Annotated in this window: 19 protein-coding genes and 1 riboswitch; of the genes, 4 read left to right on the top strand and 15 right to left on the bottom strand. The window is 49.2% G+C overall.

From position 1 onward, the window contains the following. Positions 1–24 precede the first annotated feature (24 nt). Positions 25–726 carry a hypothetical protein gene (locus M3630_RS14755; RefSeq protein WP_251252581.1) on the top strand — a complete coding sequence of 234 codons (702 nt, stop codon included), beginning with the start codon at positions 25–27 and terminating at the stop codon, positions 724–726. A 39-nt stretch (positions 727–765) separates the two neighbouring features. Here M3630_RS14755 and M3630_RS14750 read toward each other — a convergent pair whose 3' ends face one another. The 8 genes from M3630_RS14750 to M3630_RS14715 all read right to left on the bottom strand — a co-directional run bounded on the left by M3630_RS14750 (position 766) and on the right by M3630_RS14715 (position 8,844). Beyond that, positions 766–1,614, bottom strand: a complete 849-nt coding sequence (locus M3630_RS14750) for an alpha/beta fold hydrolase (protein WP_251252580.1) — start codon at positions 1,612–1,614, stop codon at positions 766–768. 16 nt (positions 1,615–1,630) lie between these two features. After that, positions 1,631–2,419 carry an energy-coupling factor transporter transmembrane component T gene (locus M3630_RS14745; protein WP_251252579.1) on the bottom strand — a complete coding sequence of 263 codons (789 nt, stop codon included), beginning with the start codon at positions 2,417–2,419 and terminating at the stop codon, positions 1,631–1,633. A 1-nt stretch (position 2,420) separates the two neighbouring features. After that, positions 2,421–3,236 carry an energy-coupling factor ABC transporter ATP-binding protein gene (locus M3630_RS14740; RefSeq protein ID WP_251252578.1) on the bottom strand — a complete coding sequence of 272 codons (816 nt, stop codon included), beginning with the start codon at positions 3,234–3,236 and terminating at the stop codon, positions 2,421–2,423. Beyond that, complete coding sequence (locus M3630_RS14735; RefSeq protein ID WP_251252577.1) at positions 3,233–4,075, bottom strand: energy-coupling factor ABC transporter ATP-binding protein; 843 nt, start codon at positions 4,073–4,075, stop codon at positions 3,233–3,235. The genes M3630_RS14740 and M3630_RS14735 overlap by 4 nt, the downstream gene beginning before the upstream one ends. Continuing rightward, entirely contained in the window at positions 4,072–4,677 is a 606-nt protein-coding gene (locus M3630_RS14730; protein ID WP_221867321.1) for a QueT transporter family protein, read from the bottom strand. The genes M3630_RS14735 and M3630_RS14730 overlap by 4 nt, the downstream gene beginning before the upstream one ends. 346 nt (positions 4,678–5,023) lie before the next feature. Then, positions 5,024–6,358 (bottom strand): APC family permease, encoded by a 1,335-nt coding sequence (locus tag M3630_RS14725; RefSeq protein WP_251252576.1) that lies wholly within the window; start codon positions 6,356–6,358, stop codon positions 5,024–5,026. 121 nt (positions 6,359–6,479) lie between these two features. Further along, a complete protein-coding gene (locus M3630_RS14720) occupies positions 6,480–8,147 on the bottom strand; it encodes a glutamine--tRNA ligase/YqeY domain fusion protein (protein ID WP_232773892.1) in 1,668 nt (555 codons plus the stop codon). A gap of 79 nt (positions 8,148–8,226) precedes the next feature. Further along, positions 8,227–8,844, bottom strand: a complete 618-nt coding sequence (locus M3630_RS14715) for an SET domain-containing protein (protein ID WP_251252575.1) — start codon at positions 8,842–8,844, stop codon at positions 8,227–8,229. A gap of 254 nt (positions 8,845–9,098) precedes the next feature. Beyond that, positions 9,099–9,187: riboswitch (cyclic di-GMP riboswitch) on the top strand. A gap of 182 nt (positions 9,188–9,369) precedes the next feature. Here M3630_RS14715 and ggt point away from each other — a divergent pair. Together ggt and M3630_RS14705 are read left to right on the top strand one after the other, a co-directional pair. After that, positions 9,370–11,088, top strand: coding sequence for a gamma-glutamyltransferase (ggt, locus tag M3630_RS14710; protein WP_173610387.1), 1,719 nt, complete (start codon positions 9,370–9,372; stop codon positions 11,086–11,088). Between the two features lie 80 nt (positions 11,089–11,168). Next, on the top strand, positions 11,169–13,157 hold the full coding sequence (locus M3630_RS14705) for a methyl-accepting chemotaxis protein (protein ID WP_173610386.1): 1,989 nt from the start codon (positions 11,169–11,171) through the stop codon (positions 13,155–13,157). Between the two features lie 63 nt (positions 13,158–13,220). Here the strand turns inward: M3630_RS14705 and M3630_RS14700 are convergent, their stop codons facing one another. Genes M3630_RS14700 through M3630_RS14670 form a run of 7 tightly spaced genes read right to left on the bottom strand, consistent with a single transcriptional unit; the run spans position 13,221 to position 19,455 of the window. Next, positions 13,221–13,940 (bottom strand): glycerophosphodiester phosphodiesterase, encoded by a 720-nt coding sequence (locus M3630_RS14700; RefSeq protein WP_251252574.1) that lies wholly within the window; start codon positions 13,938–13,940, stop codon positions 13,221–13,223. 30 nt (positions 13,941–13,970) lie between these two features. Beyond that, positions 13,971–15,299, bottom strand: a complete 1,329-nt coding sequence (locus tag M3630_RS14695; protein WP_251252573.1) for an ABC transporter substrate-binding protein — start codon at positions 15,297–15,299, stop codon at positions 13,971–13,973. A 32-nt stretch (positions 15,300–15,331) separates the two neighbouring features. Further along, positions 15,332–16,159, bottom strand: a complete 828-nt coding sequence (locus M3630_RS14690) for a carbohydrate ABC transporter permease (protein ID WP_106654859.1) — start codon at positions 16,157–16,159, stop codon at positions 15,332–15,334. A 26-nt stretch (positions 16,160–16,185) separates the two neighbouring features. Further along, positions 16,186–17,142, bottom strand: coding sequence for a carbohydrate ABC transporter permease (locus tag M3630_RS14685; protein WP_173610382.1), 957 nt, complete (start codon positions 17,140–17,142; stop codon positions 16,186–16,188). Continuing rightward, on the bottom strand, positions 17,142–18,209 hold the full coding sequence (locus M3630_RS14680) for an ABC transporter ATP-binding protein (protein WP_251252572.1): 1,068 nt from the start codon (positions 18,207–18,209) through the stop codon (positions 17,142–17,144). The genes M3630_RS14685 and M3630_RS14680 overlap by 1 nt, the downstream gene beginning before the upstream one ends. Before the next feature lie 6 nt (positions 18,210–18,215). Then, positions 18,216–18,878 carry an HAD family hydrolase gene (locus M3630_RS14675; RefSeq protein ID WP_251252571.1) on the bottom strand — a complete coding sequence of 221 codons (663 nt, stop codon included), beginning with the start codon at positions 18,876–18,878 and terminating at the stop codon, positions 18,216–18,218. Further along, positions 18,856–19,455 (bottom strand): glycerol-3-phosphate responsive antiterminator, encoded by a 600-nt coding sequence (locus M3630_RS14670; protein WP_173610379.1) that lies wholly within the window; start codon positions 19,453–19,455, stop codon positions 18,856–18,858. The genes M3630_RS14675 and M3630_RS14670 overlap by 23 nt, the downstream gene beginning before the upstream one ends. Positions 19,456–19,753: 298 nt before the next feature. Between M3630_RS14670 and M3630_RS14665 the strand changes: the two genes are divergently transcribed. Beyond that, a complete protein-coding gene (locus M3630_RS14665) occupies positions 19,754–21,478 on the top strand; it encodes a SulP family inorganic anion transporter (protein WP_251252570.1) in 1,725 nt (574 codons plus the stop codon). The last annotated feature ends 19 nt before the right edge of the window (positions 21,479–21,497 follow it).

Here is a 21,497-nt window from a genome sequence, read left to right as displayed (position 1 = left end):
GTAGGAAGACTTGGAGGGATCGTGATGAAGCACTTCCACAAATGGGTTGGAACCGCAGGATTAGGAACTGTACTTTTACTGACAGCTTGTATGAATCAAGCCGCTCCGCCTACGAAGCCACAGCCACACACGCCAGCACGGACACAGTCCGTTGCGCAAGCTCCAAAAGGCGCTACGGTAATTCCAAGCGTGGATCGCGATAAGAAACTCACGACAAATGCACACGGTCATACGTATAGCGGTATGGGCAATGCTCTCTACAGCTCCATGGGCAGCTCACACCTGCACACGGGTGGTCCTTCTACAAAGCTGGAAGCCCAACTGAAAGCAGCGGGCGTTCACGGCGTCCAGGCATTGATTGTAAATGATGCGATCTATTTGGCACCTTCTACTGCCAATGCACAATCAATCAATCAAATGGACCCGATGCAGTCCCATCTCATCAGCAATTACTCTGGAAGCTCCAGTCGCGGGCACGATGATGCCCGGACAAAATCAGGGAGCGGAACCTCAGGGACATTGGGTACGAGCGATCATCGGAACACATTTGCACAAGCTCGCACCCAAATCGAGCGAATCTATGGAACGGATACACCCGTGAAGTTCGTGAGCTCAAAAAAAGGCATCAAAGCGCTAGAAACGGTGAAAAAGCACATAAGAGATCAAAAGAATCAGCAAGCCATGGCAGAACAGTTGAACGTGCTCATTCGTGAAGCGAAGCGGTAAACAAAGAAAAAGGGACAAGCACACTCGCTTGTCCCTTCCTTATTTCGATAAAAAATCATGGATTTCGTTCACGGTCTCTTGCGGATGCGTCACCATCAGCAAGTGTTGTGCTTTCGGTATCATTTTCACCTTGGCCTGCTTCACAATCCGTTGATAATGGACGACTGCCTGACGATGAAACTGCTGCTCTTCTTTTGACATTAGGCTGTCGTCAGCCAGTAGTAAAAGCACAGGGCATGTCAGCAGTTGGAACAATTCCGGCTGGCTGTGGACGCTGTACTCCTGGAAGTAAGCAGAGAACGCTTCCCTCGGCAAACGGTAACCGTAGCTGCCGTCTTCCCTTTTCAAAAGCTCGTCTCGCATCCAGCCCTTTGGCATCATTTTCGTACCATACCGTTCTGCGAACTGCCTTTCTGCTTCCTCTACGGAAGAAAACCGCGTGGTAATCAGCCTCTCGACAACCTTCTCCCTATTGAATCCGGGCACTTCACCCAAGGAATAATAGCCTCCATCCAGCAAAACGATCGAAGCTACGCGCTTGGGCTCGCGAATCGCAAGCATCTGGGCAGGGACAGCAGAAAAGGATGCTGCGACAATCGTGACTTGTTCGAGCTGTTCTTTCTCCAAAAGTTGAATCAAATCCGTAACGATCCGCTCAAATGAAAAGGAACCATGGCTCACAGAATTCCCGTGACCACGGATATCTACCGCAATCACCCGATATCGCTCTGCCAATGCTGGCAAGATGGGCGCAAACAGTAGCTTGGTGTTGCGAATGCCATGCAAAAGCAGCAGGGCAGGTGCATCTGGCTTTCCCGTGACGCCGTACTCCAGCGTGCCCTCTTCTACCTGCAAACGATTGACTTGCGAGAACAATTCTTCGTTCATTTTGCGTGCCTCCTTACTAAATACGCCCCGGAATTAGTACGCCAATATGATCGGGATGTAACCTGGCGATGTAAAATAGTGCGGCGACGATGCATACACCGGCTACTAGTGTGATTACTTCCGTTTTTCTCCACCGTTTACTGCGGTAAAAACGATGCTGACTGTTACGCATGCGAAAGCCTTTGGCATCCAATGCATTGGCGATCAATTGCACACGCTTGAGAGAATTGAAGATGAGCGGTACGAGCAAATAGCTGTACTTCCTGATGCGTTCTGGAACACTTCCTTCGCTCGTCGACATCCCTCGTACCATCTGCGCTTCCCGAATGATCGCCAAATCATTTTTGACGAGGGGGATAAAGCGAAAAATGAGCGAGAGCAAATAGCTGATCGGAAATGGAACGCCAATCCCGCGAAGTCCCATTGCGATTTCTCTGGGCGTTGTCGTAAACATATAATACATGGACAAGAGTGCTACATTTGCCAATCGTAGTCCCATTCCCAATGCCCATAAGACACCGACATCCGTAATTTGCACGGGATAGTGGATCAACGGAATCGTGCTGCTCCAGTACGGAGTGCCTGCATTGGTAAACGGCAGCCACGTAATCACAGCAAAGCACGAACCGATTCCACCAACCAATACATACACCTTGATCATGGAGCGCTCCCAGCCCAGCTTGGCAATCAGTGCCATGTTTATCGCCAACAGAATGATAAGCGCGCGCGGGTCCTGGAATAAAAAAGGGAGCAAGCCCAGCAGCATAAATACAAGCAGCGCGTAGCTCGGATGGGCATTCTTCATCTTAGCTCCCCTCTCCCAGCAGCTGTTTTTTCATCGCTGTCAGCGTGAGTGGAATCGGGTCAAGGACACCTACCGCTTTCCCGAAACGATACATGGCAGGCGCTTCTACTTGGGCAACAGCTAATACTTGCGGCTGCGAAAATACGTGCTGTGGGTCCCCGTCGCATAGCAGCTTTCCTTTATGCATAACGATCACTCGCTGGGCGTACTCCGCTACCAGACGCATATCATGCGTGATGACGATAATGGTATGGCCTTCCGCGTGTAAATGCCTTACCAGCTCCATCATTTCCTGCATCCCTCGGTAATCGAGACCGGTCGTAGGCTCGTCCAGTACGATCACTTGCGGCTTCATCGCCAAGATCGAAGCCACCGCAATTTTTTGCCGCGTGCCTTTGCTCGAAAAATGAGGCTCTTCTTCGCCTTTGTCGGATAACCCCACTGCTGCCAACGCCTCCGCGACAGCTTGCTCAATCTTTTCAGACGGCCAGCCCATGTTTTTGGGCCCAAATGCTACCTCCGCCTTGATGGTCGAATGAAAGATTTGATGATCAGGATTTTGATAGCAATACGCCACGACTCTTGATAGTTGGGCAACATTCATCGTCTTGGTATCAAGACCATTCACTTTGACGGTACCCTGTGTCGGTTTGTATAAACCGTTACAATGCTTGGCCAACGTCGTTTTACCGGAACCATTTCCCCCGATGATCGCGACGAACTCTCCCTGTTTTAGTTGGAGCGAAACGCCATGCAGCACCGGCTTTTCTTTTTCATAGCCATACCAGACCTCATCGAATTCAATGACGGCAGTCACAGGCTTCCCTCCCGAACGAGCTTTCCTTCCTTGTAGTGGAGTGCCAGCTCCTCAACAGTCAGAGGCACACCAGCAGAGGAGGCCGACATGACGCCTCCCTGACATAGCTGGTGGTAGAGTCGGATGACGTCCGGGACCAATATACCATGCTCGTCCAACATGTCCACTTGGGCAAAAAATTGGCGAGTCGGCTGGTCCAATACGATTTTCCCCCCGGCAATCAGAATCATTCGGTCGCAAAAGGCCGCGAGCTCTTCCGTTGCATGGGACGATACCACAATCGTCATTTCTTTTTCCTGCTTCAGCCGTGAAAGGAGCGAGAAGACCTCCCGCGCTCCCACCGGGTCCAGCTCGGAAGTAGGCTCATCCAAAATGAGCACCTTCGGACTGTGGGCAAGAGCGGATGCAATTGCGACCCGCTGCTTTTCTCCCCCCGACAGCTCAAGAGGCGAACGATTAGCAAAGCCGTGCAAGCCGATCAGATCGAGTACTTCTTCCATTCTTTTTTCCATTCGCTCGTCCGACCAACCGGCATTCTCAAGCGAGAAAGCAAGCTCCTCTTCGACGGTCAGCCCGATGAACTGGGTTTCCGGGTCTTGAAAGACGATGCCTTGCTCGCTTTTGGACTCGACACTCCCCACGAAGTGTCCGCCGTAGTTGGACGGAATCAGACCCGACATCGTCAATAGCAGCGTCGTTTTCCCTGCGGCAGCAGGCCCGACAACGCCAACCACTTCCCCTGGATAGAGCGCCAGATGAATGTCCGCTAACGCAGGCATTGCTCCCTCTTCATAGTGCCAATAGACTCCGTTTACTTGCAGCAATGGTTCTGTTTTCACCTTGCGATCCTGCTTTCATTTCCAAGATAGTTGAATTCCTGCAAGGGACGGCCCCGGTATAGTCCAGAGCGTTTCACAAATGGGTACAACAGCTTCAAGAGGATTGGCCCCAGAATCGCCGTTGAAATGGCTTGGTTCAAGAACACGGTTGGGATGTACCAGACCGCCACTTCTTTTGGTGTCAGACCCAGTGCCACGTTAATCAAAATCGCGCACGCTACCACAATCGAGCTGATAATGACAACAAACACGATGTATTGAAGGATGCTCCGCTTTGTTTTCAGTGCAGGGTGACTCACAGCGAGCAACCCGATAAAGCCTCCCATAAAATTAGAAAAGAAACCGACCGCGATCGCATGAGGCGGGGCGCTTCCGGTTAACAAATCACTGACCATATTTCCAAAGGCAAGGCCAATGCATCCCGGCAGGCCGAATAACATGCCAAATACGGGCTGAAGGGCATTGGCTGGACGGATCGGGACGGAAGGAATGAGCTTGATATTGGCAAGCATAATAATGGCAACAGCGTAGAGCGCGGCAGTGACGACAATCAGAACGTAATCTACTGTCGTCCATTTCCGCCGGAATAGAGTCGAAAGCATCAGAATAAACCCTCCTTGTGTCAAGCGTTAATGTTTGGAATATTCCTGTAGCCAGTTTACTCTCTCTTTACTTGATCGTCTAGAAGAACCCCTTTGTTCTGGCTGTAGTGGTGGGGAGGAAACAGGAGGATAAAGACAAAAAAGGGAGAGAATCATTGTTCTCTCCCTCCTGAATCCACTTTCAAATATGATTTAAATCCCACGTTAGAAGAAGTGCATTTCCAGTCCAAGCGCCTCTGGAGCCCAGCGCTCCCGCCATTTATTCAGGAGCGTCAATCCCTCTTGCGGGGCGTAGGCCGAAGCGAAGACTGGAAATGCACTTCTTCCCCACTACAGCCGCTCCCCTCTACTCTTCAAACTTCAGCATTTCCAAATTGCTTTTTTTGACTTTCACCAAATACAACAAATAGATCAGGCCGACAAAGGTCCAGAGCAAGCCGAGCATCATGGACGTTGCTTCCAGGTTGACCCACAAAAAGGCGATGAACGTTGTCCCGATGAGTGGAGACAGCACGAAGCCCCACCAATCTTTGATAGGCTTGTTCTTTTGTTTGCGGAAATAGTACGCCATTACGCTGATGTTCACAAAGCTAAAGGCGATCAGTGCACCGAAGTTAATAAAGGAAGTTGCCGTTAATAAATCCAAATACAGAGCGAACAGCATCAGTGCTCCGACCAGCAAGACGTTAAACAAAGGCGTTCTCAGCTTCGGATGTACATAACCGAACCAGCGTTTCGGCAAAAATCCATCTCGTCCCATTGCGTACAACAAACGCGTGACACTCGTGACGGATACAAGCCCGGAAGCGAGTGTAGAGGACAACGCCGCCGCCAAAAACACCAATTGAAAGATCGTCCCACCGATAAACAGAGCAATCTCCGCAGAGGCCGCTTCTGGATCAGACAATACCGAAACATCAGGAAATAATGATTGCATGAAATAAGATGCCGTAATAAATAGCGCTCCTCCTGCGAGTGCCACGAGCATAATCCCGCGAGGAATCGTCTTTTCCGCATCGACGGTTTCCTCTGTGAGTGTGGTTACTGCATCAAAGCCCAGGAAGGAAAAGCAAAGAATCGACGCACCGGAAAGCAGTGCAATGACAGACATATCCGGTGACACAAATGGTCGCAGATTGAATACTTGCCCAAGACCGTCACCATTCATAAGACCACGGATTGCCAATCCTGCAAACAACAAGACGACCACGACTTGAAACAGCACCAAAATCGAGTTGACGGATGCAGTTACGGTTACGCGAAATACGTTTAGCCCCGTCACCAAAACAATGAAGCCAATAATCCACCACGCTGTCGACACATCAGGAAACACGGATGATAGGTATACCCCCGTCAACAAGGCGTTAATCATCGGTAAAAACAAATAATCCAGCAAGGATGCCCAGCCTACCAAAAATCCTGCGTAGGGATGAATCGTTTGCTGCGTATACGTATACGCGGTCCCTGCTGAAGGGAATAGCCGTACCATCTTACCGTAGCTTGCCGCCGTAAACAGGATCGCAAGAAGTGTGACTGCATAAGCAGCAGGAACGTGCCCCCCCGTTTCTCCAGAAACAATGCCAAAGGTGTCAAAAACGGCCATCGGGGCCATGTAGCCCAGTCCAATTACGACAATATGCCGCAACTTCAAACTACGTGTTAGTTCTGCTCTCCCGTTCACTGCCTGTCCCCCTTTTTGTAACAGAATAATTATACACGCCGATTTATAATCACGAAAGAAAAAAGCGCTGCTGCACACGGGATCTCCATGCACAGCAGCGCTTGATTTATATGAGTATTTCCTATGCTTTTGGCAGTTCAAAGGAACTCTTTAACGATACAATCCGGTTGAATACGAGCTTATCATCAGTCGTATGCTTCGGATCGACATTGAAATAGCCATGACGGAAAAATTGATACTTGTCTTGTGGCTTGGTTTCTTTCATATTTGGCTCCACATAGCCTTGCAGCACTTCCAATGAATTCGGGTTAACGTTGTCGAGGAATGTACCCTCTGCGTCCTCATCATCCATAATCAATGGCTCGTACAAACGGAATTCAGCAGGAACTGCATTGGTCGCATCCACCCAGTGAATCGTCCCTTTTACCTTGCGACCAGTAAAACCGCTGCCGCTCTTCGTCTCAGGGTCATAGGTGCAATGGATCTCGATCACGTTGCCGTCTGCATCCTTCACGACGTCATTGCATTTAATAAAGTACGCGTGCTTCAGACGCACTTCATTTCCCGGGAACAGGCGGAAATACTTGCTCGGCGGGTTTTCCATGAAATCGTCCTGCTCAATGTAGATTTCGCGGGAGAACGGAATTTGACGATTGCCCATCTCTGGGTTCTCTGGGTTGATCTCCGCTTCGAGCATCTCGACTTGTCCTTCCGGATAGTTCGTGATGACGACCTTCAATGGATTCAATACAGCCATCGTACGTGGTGCCTTCAGTTTCAAGTCCTCGCGGATGAAGTACTCCAGCATTTTCTCGTCAACGGTGCTGTTCGCGCGCGCTACCCCTACTTCACGGGCGAATGTACGAATTGCTTCCGGTGTATAGCCGCGACGACGGAAGCCTGCGATGGTTGGCATGCGCGGGTCATCCCAGCCGTCTACTACATTCTCATCGACAAGCTGTTTCAGCTTGCGTTTACTCATAACGGTGTTCGTCAGGTTCAAGCGGGCAAATTCGTACTGGTGAGGCACATTCTCCATTTCGCACTCGCGGACTACCCAATCGTACAACGGGCGATGATCTTCGAATTCCAGTGAGCACAGAGAATGTGTCACGCCCTCAATGGCATCCTCCAACGGATGAGCGAAGTCGTACATCGGGTAGATGCACCATTTGTCACCTGTGTTGTGATGCGTTGCATGGGAGATCCGATACAGAACCGGATCACGCATGTTGAAGTTTTGAGAAGCCATGTCGATTTTCGCACGAAGCACCTTTTCTCCGTCCTTGAATTCCCCTTGGCGCATACGTGCAAACAGATCCAGGTTTTCCTCCACTGACCGGCTGCGGAACGGACTATCTGTGCCTGGCTCTGTCCATGTTCCGCGCATTTTCCGCATATCTTCTGGAGAAAGATCGTCTACGTAAGCCAGACCTTTTTTAATCAACAGCACCGCACGGTTGTACATCTCTTCAAAGTAATCAGATGCAAAAAACAACCCGTCCCATTCGAAGCCAAGCCATTGAACGTCCCTTTTGATGGCCTCTACGTATTCGATGTCTTCCTTCACCGGGTTCGTATCGTCAAAACGCAGGTTGGCCTTGCCGGAGAATTCTCGAGCCAACTCAAAGTTGAGGCAGATCGCTTTTGCATGTCCAATATGGAGATACCCGTTCGGTTCTGGGGGAAAGCGGGTAATGATTTCCTTTACTTTGCCCTCTTGCAAGTCATCAATCATGATATTGCGGATAAAATTGGATGCCGCTACCTTGTTTTCCAATGAAATCAACCTTTCACTTCACCTTTACATTCCATAATACTGATTCTCTACCCAGAGTTCAACAAAATCGGGTCGTTGACCGACCCGCTCACGTCTCCCATTGCTGCCTCGTTTGCCATTGTGACCTGCAATACAGGTGAACGACAGAATCAATGGCTAAGCGCTGCTCCGTGATTCCACGAATCGTTTCGAGATGCTTCGGGGAAATCAGATGTAGCAAAGGCTGTTCAACATGATTGAAACGTTGGAATGCTTCCGCTGCAATCCGATCCCACTGCGGGTAATACCGAAGCAAATCATCAGGCATTACGCGGGAGCGGTCCGTGTCAGACTCGGGCAAACAATCAAAAGGTTCATCCAAATTTAACGTTCCGTAATCATCGGTCAGCTCTTCGCCCGGTAAAATATCCCGTGCTGCCAATTCCATATCATACATGGTCGGCACACAATTCGCATGAAAGCTGTGGTTCACGTACCTTGCCTTATCCCAGCAAAGAATGTACTTTCCGAACTGGTTCTTAAACGAATATTTTTGTACGTCCTGTTTTCGTAATGAGTCAAGTCTTTCCACAAATGCAGGGTCCAATACCTGGTCCAAATCATCCTGTGCCCATACAATCGTTCCTTTTGGGATAAACCTTGTCGCAAACACACCGTACCCGATCTCATCGTTGATATAACGCAATTCTGTATCGGGATGCATCATGGTCTTTGTTTCACTCCTTGGCGAATGTGCCTTTTTATCATCATAAGCAGTTCTGCCCCAGGAGGTGTGTGAATGTATGCGAAAAACAACCTTTCCTATAAGCATTCCTGACTATTTTTCTGGATTAAAATATTTTTTCTTATTTACCACAAATGGTAAATAGTCTATATTATTGGCAAACGGACTTTTAGGAACATTTTCCCACAACGATCGAATCATTATTTGTGTCATGTCATTTTATGCTTCACCCATTGATATCGAAACGGCATACCCGGGGAAATCCGGCGACGCAAAGCTACAGGGGCTACCTCCGCAACAGCGGACACGCTTGCCAGCTACCGAAGTATTGATGTAGGACGAGACCAATGATCCTATATCATTGGTCTTTTTTTGCGCGCGCAATGTCTATTTTTGTCTATTTTTGTATGTTTGTGTATTTTTAACTTTTAAAGGAGGTGAGGCAACAGCGGATAGCCGGTTTAATGAAATCATTATTCTATTCATCATGAAGGAGGTTTCATAGGAATGTCATTCTTGAAGAAACTCTCGACCGTCGCGCTGACTGCTGTCATCGGGCTATCAACATTCTCTGGGGCACAAGCTGCTAACCGTCCAACATCGATGTCACCGAACGCTATGGTGACGACTCCCCACTATCTGGCTACGGCTGCGGCCCTGAAGACATTGGAAGACGGTGGAAACGCAGTAGATGCTGCTATTACAGCCGCTTCCACCTTAGCTGTTGTCTACCCTCATTACACAACCATTGGCGGAGATAACTTCTGGCTCATCTACAATGCCAAAACCAAAGAGCTGAAGGCACTGAACGGCAGTGGTCGTGCAGGCGAAAAGGCAACCATCGACTATTACAAAGGCAAAGGCTACGAAAAAATCCCGTCCCGCGGTTATGAATCGGCAAACACTGTCCCTGGAGTTGTCTCCGGCTGGTGGGAGGCGTACAACTACGCCCATAAAAAAATGGGCAACAGCAAGCTTCAATGGAACAGACTGCTGGAGCCTGCCATTGGATACGCCGAGAACGGATATCCAGTCTCCCCCAACCAAGTGTATTGGACAAAATACGCGACAGATCCAACTGACAATGACTTGAAGAATCTTCAACGTTTTGATGGATTCCGTAAAACATTCCTGAAGCCCAACGGCGATCCTTATGCAGCAGGCGAAATTCTCAAACAAAAGGACCTTGCCAATACTTTGCGAATCATTGCGAAAAAAGGCGCTGACGGTTTTTATAAAGGAGAAGTTGCTAAAAAAATCGTAGCAGACATGCAAGCCAACGGCGGATTGCTCACGTTGAAAGATTTTGAGAAGCATACCTCCACTTGGGCAGATCCTATTACGGTAGACTACCGCGGATACAAAGCATACAACGTTCCGCCTAACTCCCAAGGCATGGCATCACTCTCCATTCTTAATGTTTTGAATAACTTTGACCTTAAGAGCATGGGTGAAGGAACACCCGATTACTATCACACGATTGTGGAAGCTACCAAACAGGCTTTTGCTGACCGCGACAAATGGCTGACTGACCCAGCCTTTGCGGATATCCCTGTAGATGAGTTGTTGTCCAAGCAGCACGGGAAAGATTTAGCTGCGCGTATTGATATGAAGCAAGCAGCCAAATCCGTAGAACCGCTTGATCCAAAAGGCGATACAACCTGGTTCGGGATCGTCGACAAAGATGGAAACGCCGTGTCCATCATTCAGAGTCACTATTTTGACTGGGGTTCCGGCATCGTAGCGAAAGATACGGGTGTCCTTTTGCAAAACCGCGGAAGTTATTTCTCTTTGGATTCCAAACACATCAATCACTTGGAACCAGGCAAACGTACCTTCCACACAATTAACCCAGCGATGCTCTTCAAAGGGGACAAGCCTTATCTCCTTTACGGAACACAAGGGGGAGAAGGACAGCCGCAAACGCAAGCCGCTCTCGTCACGCGTATTGTAGACTTTGGTTTCAGCGTGCAAGACGCAATTGAAGCGCCAAGATGGCTGCATGGACGCAACTGGGGATCTGCTTCCAACAATCTCAAGGTGGAAAGCCGCATCCCTCAAGAAGTCTTGGACGAGCTCATTAAACGTGGGCATCCAGTCGAAAAGCTGGAAGCAGCCTATACCGACGCGATGGGACAGTCCGGCGCAATCCTGATTGACCCGCAAACCAATGTAAAATTTGGCGGTGCTGACCCTCGCGGTGAAGGCGCTGCAATGGGCTATTAATATTTTGTCAGACTGCTGAGTAAATCTCAGCAGTCTACCTGTTTCTATTTTGCATTCACGGATTAGGAGTGGAAAAACCTATGTTTTTGTTCAACAAGCTCAGGAACAAAATGATCCTTTGGTTTCTCATCGTGGCTGTCATTCCACTTACTGCCGTTTCTTTGTTTATCACGAACAGCTTTTCATCCATTTTGATTGATAAACAAAAATCATCCTATGTTGACCTTACTTCCAGTACAGCCATAGCTATGGATCAATATCTGGACCGGCGTATGACAGAAATTCAAATTTTAGCCCGCACCTCGGATATTCAATCCGATGATTCCGCGGCAAAAAACGAATTCATCCGCAAGTTTACCGAGGAAATGAAACTGTATGACGGGAATACGTTTATCGCAAGCGATGGAAAAGTAACGGCTGATACGTTCCCCAAAAGCGTTGGAATCAATCTTGGCGAGCGTCAATTCTTCAAAGACGGTATGCAGGACAAGCCCAGCTTCTCCGATGTTCTTGTTGCAAAGACAACCGGTAATCGCTCTATCATCGTCGCTTCCCCTGTAAAAACGAAAAACAATGAGAAGCTCGGTGTCTTGACCGGGCTCGTCAATGTAGATGACTTCACAGCTACCTTTCTCAAAGATTTGAAAGTAGGCAACGATGGTTATCCGATTCTCGTTGATAACAAGGATCAAATTCAGTACCATCCTACCCAGGATCTGATCGGAAAACCCCTTGAGGAATCCGCTCTGCCGCAACCATTAATGGAAATCCTTAAATCAGGAAAAACGGAAAAGGGCTCATACAGCTACTCGGACAACGGCAAGGAATACGTTGTCACCTACTCCCCCATTCCCAAGACCAACTTTGGATTGTATCTGCATATCCCTGTCGAGTCCATAACGTCTGCGGTTTCATCCGTTACTACCATGGTTAGGATCATTGTCATCGTTGTTGTCGCTGTCGTGACCGCAATCGCATACGCTGTTTCCCGACAAATCTCACGTCCTATTGCGGCAGTTGCCTCCGTGGCTAACCGCATTTCCGAGGGTGAATTGACTGTACAACCCCTGCAAATTCGAACCAAGGATGAGGTTGGACAGCTATCCCAATCAGTAAACACAATGGTGCTCAACCTGCGAACGATTATTCAACAAGTAAATGATACAGCTTCAGATCTGGCTTCTTCCGCAGAGGAATTGTCGGTCAACGCCGACCATACGAGCAAGGCTACCGAGCAAATCGCCATAACGATTCAGGAAGTAGCTTACGGTGCGGAAAAACAAGTGAAGAGTGTAGAGGAAAGTGTCACCGCAATTCAAGGCGTATCGACAGGGGCTCAGCAAGTTGCCACGAATGCACAGCAAGCTGCCGAATCAGCTTTGGGGGCTTCCCAAATTGCAGTGGAAGGCAATCAGGCCCTTCAGGTCGTTATCAGCCAAATGCAATCGATTGAGAACACGGTCGGCAACATTGCCGATATCGTCAAACGATTAGGAAACAGCTCACAGGAAATCGGACAAATCGTACAAGTCATCACCGCCATAGCTGAACAAACAAATCTGTTAGCGTTAAACGCAGCGATTGAAGCGGCGAGAGCTGGTGAACAGGGACGGGGATTCGCCGTTGTGGCAGACGAAGTGCGCAAATTGGCTGAGCAGTCCGCACAATCCGCGCAACAGATCAAACTGTTGATTACGACGATTCAGCTCGAATCAAACCAGGCTGTCCTTTCGATGGAACAGGGCACCAAAGAGGTCGCTACCGGACTTACGGTCGTTAACAATGCAGGCAAGTCCTTCGAACAGATCCAGGATGCTGTCACGCAGGTGGCAAGCCAAATTCAAGAAGTAAAAGCTTATTCCGAGCAAATGTCTTTTGGCACCAAACAGGTGGTAGAATTGGTCACTGTCATTGAAGAAGTAGCGGAGAATTCTGCTGACGGAACACAAAGCGTGTCGGCCGCCACAGAAGAACAGCTGGCAGCTATGGAAGAAGTCAGTTCATCAGCTACTTCTTTGGCAAGAATAGCCGAAGAACTGCAATCTCATGTAAGCAAATTCAAGATATAGTCCAAACAAGAAAAAAAGGAAAGCCGCCTTGCATGTCGCTCGGCGGCTTTTTCCTGCTTGTGCTTATACAAACTCCCACATCCGGTCAGGATGGTTCGTGCAAATTTGAACCTGAGGATGCCACGAAATAACTTCGCGGATATGCTTCGGATCATCCAGCGTCCACGCGATGACTTTGTAGCCTTTTTCAATCGCGGCTGCAGTTAGCTCTCTATTCAGGAACGGATAACCCATGGAGAGGATCGTAGCACCTGCTGCCTCCATCTGTTCCAGCATGAGTACAGGGCGACCATATACAATCAGGCCTGTCTGCACTTCTTGATCGAGCGTGCGAACGTGACGAATCAAATCGTGGTCAAATGAAGTCAGGCACACCTCTTGCTTCATTCCATGCTTTTCTACAAGCGCGAGCACCTTTTCCGCGATACCCGGGTACATGTCACTTGTTGCTTTCAACTCGATATTTAACATGCAGCGACCTTTTACGGCGATCAGCACTTCCTCTAGTGTAGGGATTCGCTCGCCCGCAAACTTGTCGCCAAACCAGCTCCCTGCATCCAACTCACGCAGTTCTGCCAAGGTATGATCCATGACCAGACCGCGGCCATTCGTCGTTCGTTCCAGCGTAAAGTCATGAATCAGTACCGGAACACCGTCACGCGTCAATTGAACATCAATTTCCATTGCTTTGATAGCTGGCTCTGCCAAAGCCAGTCGAATCGCTGTCATTGTATTCTCCGGGGCTTTGCCTGACCACCCGCGATGTGCCATACAAATGTTCATTTCGCCAGCTCCTCTATCATTTCGTTTCTGTTATTTTTTCAAAAGCTTGCTGCCTTTTTCCGTCGCCGCCTGCATCGCTTCATCTACAGTCGCTTGGCCAAGCATCGCACGCTGCAGTTCTTTTTGAATCACATCCTGCAATTCCTTGTAGCCTGGAGCCATCGGACGAGGATAGCCGTATTGCAACTGATCTACCGCTACCTTGAAGTTTGGTTCTTTTTCATAGAATGCCTTCATTTCAGCCGAATCGATAGCTTCTGTCGTAACAGGCATATAACCGGAAGCGATGGACCACGGAACTGTCTGCTCAGTATCGGTCATCCACTTCATGAACTCCCACGCTGCTTTTTTCTCTGCATCGGTCGACTTCGCCAGCATCACGAGATTCGCACCGCCCGTTGGCGTACCAAACGTTTTATTGGCTGGCAAGAAAGCTGCACCCATGTCAAATTTGGCATTTTTCTTCAATTCCGTCAAGGAACCTGTCGAGGTAAAAATCATGCCCACTTTTTGATTTAGGAAGTCTTGCTCCGCTACATCCCACGCATTGTAGTTCTCTCCTGGAGGGTTTTTCATGATGCCTTCCTTCACCATTTTGGACCAGAGCTCAAGTGGTGCTTTTCCTGCTTCGTTGTTGATCGTCAGCTCCTTGCCGTTCTCGCTCAGGATGTTGCCCCCGCCTTGGAAAACAAGCGCTTCGTAGAACCAGATATCAACAGGTGTCGAGAAGCCGTACCGGGTAATTTTGTCTCCTTCTTTTTTGCTCAGCTTTTGCGAGAAGCTGACCAGCTCATCCCATGTTTTCGGACCGTTTGAATCAAGTCCTGCTTCTTTTAACATATCGCGGTTGATGTACAGCAATGGAGTGGAGCGGTTAAACGGCACTGCGTACAGTTTGTCATCCCAATAAGAGTTTTTCATGAGACCTGGAATGTACTTCTTTTCATCTCCTTGGGAGTAGGGCGTCAAATCTTCCAAAACTTTTGCATCCGCAAATGCCGCAATCGAAGCGATCTCGACCATCGTGACATCTGGATTGTTGCCTGCTGCCACAGATGCCAGTACTTTGGAGTGGTTCTCTTGATACGCACCTTGGTAGGCCGGTTTGACGATAATATCTTTATGTGTTTCATTGAATTTTTTGACCATATCCTCAATTGTTTTCCCTCGAACGCCACCCAACGCATACCAGAAATCAATTTGGACAGGGCCGCTGGATGCTGTAGACGCTGCTGGCTGGGAAGAGCTTCCTGTACTAGTAGACTGATCTTTACCCGATGATCCGCAACCAGCCAAAACTCCTGACAAACCGATAGTCAATGCACATAGAATCGTTCCAGTCTTTTTCAATGAAAACATGGTTTGATTTCCTCCCTAAGAGCTCTCTTTTATTATTTGGATTGATAGATGAACGCTTTGATAATATGCCGTTGTGCCACGAAGAAAATCACGAGAATCGGTAGAATGAGAATCATGTTGCCCGCCATCATGACGTTCCACAAGGTTCCGCCGTCGGACATGTGCAAGCTGGATATTCCGATCGGCAAGGTGCGCACCTCGTCGCTGTTGGTCATAATCAGCGGCCAGAAATAGTCGTTCCAGTGGTAAATAAAGCTGAATAGTCCGAAAGTGACCAGTACTGGCTTCGCCATCGGCACCATGATCGTCCACATGATTTTCCATTCGGACGCGTTATCCAGACGTGCTGCCTCGATCACTTCATCGGGCACCTGCATGAATGCTTGCCTGAGCAGGAAGATTCCGAAAGCACTGGCTGCGTACGGAAGGATCAGCGACCACAGCGTGTTGACGAGTCCCCAGCCGCTCAATTGCACGTAGATCGGCAAAAAGATGACTTGTCCCGGAATCATCAAGACAATCAAGACAAGACCAAACAACAGATTGCGACCGGGGAACTTGTAGCGTGCAAAAGCGTAAGCCGCAGGCACCGCCGTCAAAAATTGCAGGATCAAAATCCCTACCGCAACCAGAATGCTGTTCCACGTAAACATAAGGAACGGACCTGATTCCCACGCTTGAGCGAAGTTGCTCCACTCCCACGTCTCAGGCAAAAGCGTCGGGGGAAATTGCCGGACCTCCGGCATCGTTTTGAAAGCCGTCGATGCCATCCACAGAAACGGGAACACAAACAGGAAAGCCACAATCAAAAGCCCAATCCATTCCACGGTCTTGCGTGAAGCCAAAACCACTCGATACATGCTCCTCCTCCTTTCTCATGAGTTCATCAGCGATAATGCACGCGCTTGGACATCACCAGGAAATGCAAAGCTGTTAAAATCCCTACCAGTATCAGCAAAATGACAGAGGCAGCCGAAGCAATCCCGCCATTGTAGAAGTCCATTCCTTGCTCGTAAATGTAGTAGACAAGCATGTTCGTACTATTGATTGGACCACCCTGTGTCATAATGGCAATCGTGTCGAACGCTTGGAAGGATGAGATCGTATTGATAATGAGCAAAAAGAAAATCGTCGGTGACAGCATCGGTATCGTAATCCGTCTCAACGTCCGCCACCATGGCGATTGATCGAGCGCTGCTGCCTCGTATATATCGCCCGGAATGCTTTGCAAGCCTGCGATGAAAATGAGCGTGTTATAGCCGACCCCTTTCCAAATGCTGACGATAATCAGTGACAGCAAGGAGCTTTTCGGGTCAGTCAGCCACGTATACGCAGGCAGTCCGACCGCTTCCAGTCCTGCGTTCAACAGGCCAAACTGCGGGTCCATCAGCCACATCCACAGCATCGAGACAGATACCAGCGAAATGATGTGAGGACTGAAAACAGTCGCCTGAATAATGCCGTACACCTTTGCCTTTTTGTTCAGCCATAGGGCGAGCAAGAAAGATAGCGTCAAGCCGACCCCCACTGTCGCAATGGTAAAGACTGCGGTATTTCCCAATACTTGATGAAAATCTCCGTCCTTCATCAAGTCCTGATAGTTTTGCAAGCCTACCCATTCCATTTGCTCCAGATTGATCAATGACCAGTCCTGAAAGCTCAAATAAATGATCGAGCCAATCGGGTAAAAGAAGAACAGGGCAAAGCAAATCAATGCGGGTGCCAGATACAAGTACGGACGCAGCCGGGATGCGAGGTCAGACCATGCAAATGCCTGTGAACGCACTTCTTTTTTCGACTGGCTTACACCCGGCAACTCCTGTACAGTTGCCGCTTTTCGCATCAGCTATCCCCTCCTGCGCGTGTCGATACAGGCACTCGTCCACTCATGCGACCCACTCGTTTTCCGCTCCCTTTTTCGAACACATAGATGTACTCCCACGGTACAGTGACCGTGACCGAGGAGCCGACCTGCATCGCTACCTCCGAGTCCGCTTTGACGATGACCCTGCCTTTTTCCGTCTCCACGTGAAGGAGCGTGTCTGAGCCGAGAATTTCTCTGGATACGACCTGACCGCGTGTATTCCACATCTCTTCGCTCGTGATGGCTGGGACAGCAGCAGGCAACAGCACTGCTTTTTCCGGGCGGAATCCCCATACGTGTTCACTCTTGCCCTCCGCAGAAACAATGTTCATCGGCGGAGAACCGATAAATTGGGCAACAAACAGATTTTCCGGCTCCTGATACAAATCCATCGGGGGCGCTACTTGCATAATGTGTCCGTCATTCATGACGACGATCTGATCGCCCATGGTCATCGCCTCGACCTGATCATGCGTCACGTAGATGAAGGTGCTGCCGAGCTGCTTGTGCAGGCTGGTCAATTCCACACGCATCTGATTTCGCAGCTTCGCATCGAGATTGGAGAGGGGTTCGTCCATCAGGAAGACCTTTGGCTTTTTCACCATGGCCCGCGCGAGTGCGACACGTTGCCTTTGACCTCCGGAGAGCTGAGATGGCTTGCGCTTGAGATAATCGGATAGCCCGACGATTTCCGCGATCTCCTCTACCAGCACCTGACATTCCTTTTTCGACGTTCCTCGGTTTCTCAATCCATAGGCGATATTGTCGTACACATTCATCGTTGGGTAGAGGGCGTAATTTTGAAAAACCATCGCAATATCACGCTTGCCAGGTGGCAATTGGTTCACCGTTTGATCACCGATTATGATTTTGCCGTCCGTCACTGTTTCCAAGCCAGCGATCATCCTGAGTGTGGTTGATTTCCCACAGCCGGACGGACCTACCAGAACCGTAAAGGAGCCGTCTGGAATGACCAAATCCAATCCTTTGACCACGCTTTGATTCTGAAAGGCTTTCGTTACCTGCTCCAACACCACACGTGCCATCTGTTTTCATTTCCCTCCTTGTGCTTTTGCGGCCAGCATTTCCGTAACAAATGTCTCAAAATCGGCGTAGCGGTAATCCGGAGAAGCGTAGGGCCATTTCTCTTGTCCGTACCACTCCAGCACGACAGATTGCACACCCGCTCCTACCGCAGCCAGTACGTCATAACGACTGTCGCCGATCATCATGGCTTGCTCGGGACGTTTACCAAGTGCCCCCAGCGCTTTTTGTACAGGCTCAGCCGACGGCTTGCCTCGTGATACATCATCGACGGTGACGATGGCCTCAAACAGATGCTCAATCCCCGCCATCTCCAGACCAGCCAATGTAAACTCCCGTTGCTTGTTCGTGACGATCGCCATCGCAAAGCCCGCCGCCTTCAGCCTTTCCAACCCTTCGCGGACAAACGGAAACAGTTTGACGTGTTCTTCATGATGCTCCCGTACATAGGCGAAGTATCTTTGCAATACTTCCTTTTTGTCAGGGACGCCTGCTGCAGTAGCAACTGCCGCCAAAAAATCATCAAACGATTCACCAAAACGCGCGAGAAGCTCTTCTCTGCTAAAATGTCCAGGTGCATACTGCTCAGCCGTAAAAGCAACGGCATCCACAACCGCATCCCGACTGTCCAGCAAGGTCCCATCCAAATCAAATAACAACGCTTGAATCAAGGTTCTTACACTCCTTCCACAGCAGCGGATTTCCGACTGAAACAGCTGTCGCTCCATGCTTTAATACTTCCTCCATCTGTTCTTGCTTGCGAATCAGCCCGCCAGAAATGATCGGGGTATCGATCACACTTCGAAATTCTTCGATAAACTCCGGCAGCAAACCAGGCATCAGCTCAACAGCGTCAGGCTGTGTATCTTGCAGGGAAGTTAGGCCTGATTTAATCGAGTCGCTATCCACCAAAAACAAACGCTGAATCGTCAGCAGGCCTTGCTTTTTCGCCAGCTTGACCAGGGTGTTGCGCGTAGTGACGATCCCGTCTGGCTTGACGTAATGCGCGAGAAATGCGATGCCTTCCCGGTCATGACTGATTCCGCCAATCCGCTCCAAATGAAGAAATACAGGGATATTTTTCGACTTGAAATAATCCACGTAGCCTTTGATCACACCAATGTTGCCAATCGAGAGTACCGCAGCACTCAAATTTGCCTCTGCCGCTTTTTCCAGGTGCTTCGCTTCTTTTACGGAAGCGATTAGCTTGTACTTTGCCAGTCTTGCACGAAACTGTTCCTGGTTCACTCGCTTACGCCTCCTTATGCCCAAGACAAAAAACCCTACGACATGACAATGCCAAAGAACTCTCGATGAAAGTGCTTGGAAAGGCTGTCGGGGGTTTCTCCATGGCTCCAACCGAAGGGATGTATTCACTTGTTACTTTGAATGGTACTGTACGAGCGTTAAGGAATCTTGAAGCAAATATTAATAAACGGAAAAGTTCATGTAAGGATTGGAATTGACGGAATGGAAGAGCGGATGTATGATCCATCTATATTCAAATAATCAAATATTCGAAAATACGAAAAGAAGGGTTGCAATCATGAAGTGGGCACCAAGATTCGAAGGCTACAATCTTGTTTCCTTTCGAAAAGACTGTGTATCAGGAGTAATCGTCGGTATTATCGCGATACCATTGGGGATGGCATTTGCTATCGCCTCCGGAGTAAAGCCTGAGTACGGAATTTACACGACCATTATCGCCGGGATTTTGATTTCTCTATTTGGCGGTTCCCGCTATCAAATCGGTGGACCTACTGGTGCTTTTATCCCGATATTATTTGCAATCGTCATGCAATACGGTTATGCAGACTTGCTCCTCGCTGGATTCATGGCAGGGATTCTCCTTGTTCTCATGGGGGTTCTACGGCTGGGAGGGCTGATCAAATTCATTCCGCGCCCCGTCATCATCGGATTTACTTCGGGGATTGCCGTTATCATTTTCTCCGGTCAAATTGCCAACTTTCTCGGCCTGGAGCATTTGCAGAGACATGAAGATTTTCTGTCCAACATGAGGGAAATCGTCCTTCATCTGAACACGATTAATCTATACAGCGTAGCCATTGCTATTTTGAGTCTCGCCCTTATTTTGGTGACTCCCCGATTCATCCGTAGCATACCGGCCTCTCTCGTTGGTCTCGTAGTCTCCAGTGTCGTTTCCGTCCTCTTTTTGGAAGGGAAGGTAGCGACGATTGGCTCCACCTTTGGAGAGATACCAAGTGCATTACCCGGCTTTCATTTTCCTGAAATCACATGGGAACGTGTCCAAAAGTTACTGAGTCCAGCCCTGATCATTGCTATACTAGGAGCGATAGAGTCTTTATTATCTGCCGTCGTCGCCGATGGGATGACACGCAGTCGCCACAACAGCAACCGTGAATTAATCGGCCAAGGGATTGCCAATATCGTGACTCCGTTATTCGGGGGAATTCCTGCTACTGGCGCGATTGCGAGAACAGCCACCAACATTCGAACCGGGGCAACCTCCCCCATGTCTGGCATCATTCATGGTCTGGTCGTTTTGCTCATCCTCGTGCTGTTCGCCCCTTATGCTTCGCATATTCCGTTGGCGAGTATGGCGCCGATCTTGATGCTGGTTGCCTGGAATATGAGTGAGCGCAAGGAATTTGCCCACATGTTCAAAGTGAAGACGAGTGATTCTCTTGTACTGGTGCTCACCTTCCTTTTGACCGTTTTCACCAATTTAACCGTTGCTATTGAAGTGGGATTGGTGCTATCTATCCTGTTGTTTGTCAAACGAACGCGCGATAGCTTGCGGGTAGCTCAGGTACTTCCTGATCCCTCGTCCAACCACGACAAAGTCATGCCGCATATGGTGACCGAGGAGCATGATTGCCCGCAAATCAGCATTTTCACGATTGAGGGCCCACTCTTTTTCGGGGATGCCGACTTGTTTGAAAGCTCCCTCACGCAAACCCTTCAGCGACAACCAAAGGTGTTGCTGCTGCGGATGGGAAAAGTCCCTCTGATGGACATGACTGGGGAAGCGAATTTGTCCAGGATTGTGAAACAATGTATGGACCAAGGAACAACAGTCCTTATTTCAGGAATCCAATCTGGCCCCAAGAAAATCTTGCAGCGTACGGGACTATATGGCCTCGTAGGCGAAGCTCACTTTTTTGCTCATACTGGAGACGCGATAGCGTATGCCCTTAGTCTGCTTGACACTGGGAAGTGCCTCGGATGCAAGCATTTTGCCTTTCGCGAATGCACGCGCCTGTCCGCTCCTACTGAAACTTCCACATGATGTTACGATCGGAGGAACC

Source organism: Brevibacillus sp. MER 51 (assembly GCF_023714195.1).
Classification (GTDB): Bacteria; Bacillota; Bacilli; order Brevibacillales; family Brevibacillaceae; genus Brevibacillus.
Note: the sequence above shows the minus strand (reverse complement) of the source record. Positions and strands in the feature narration are given on the sequence as shown.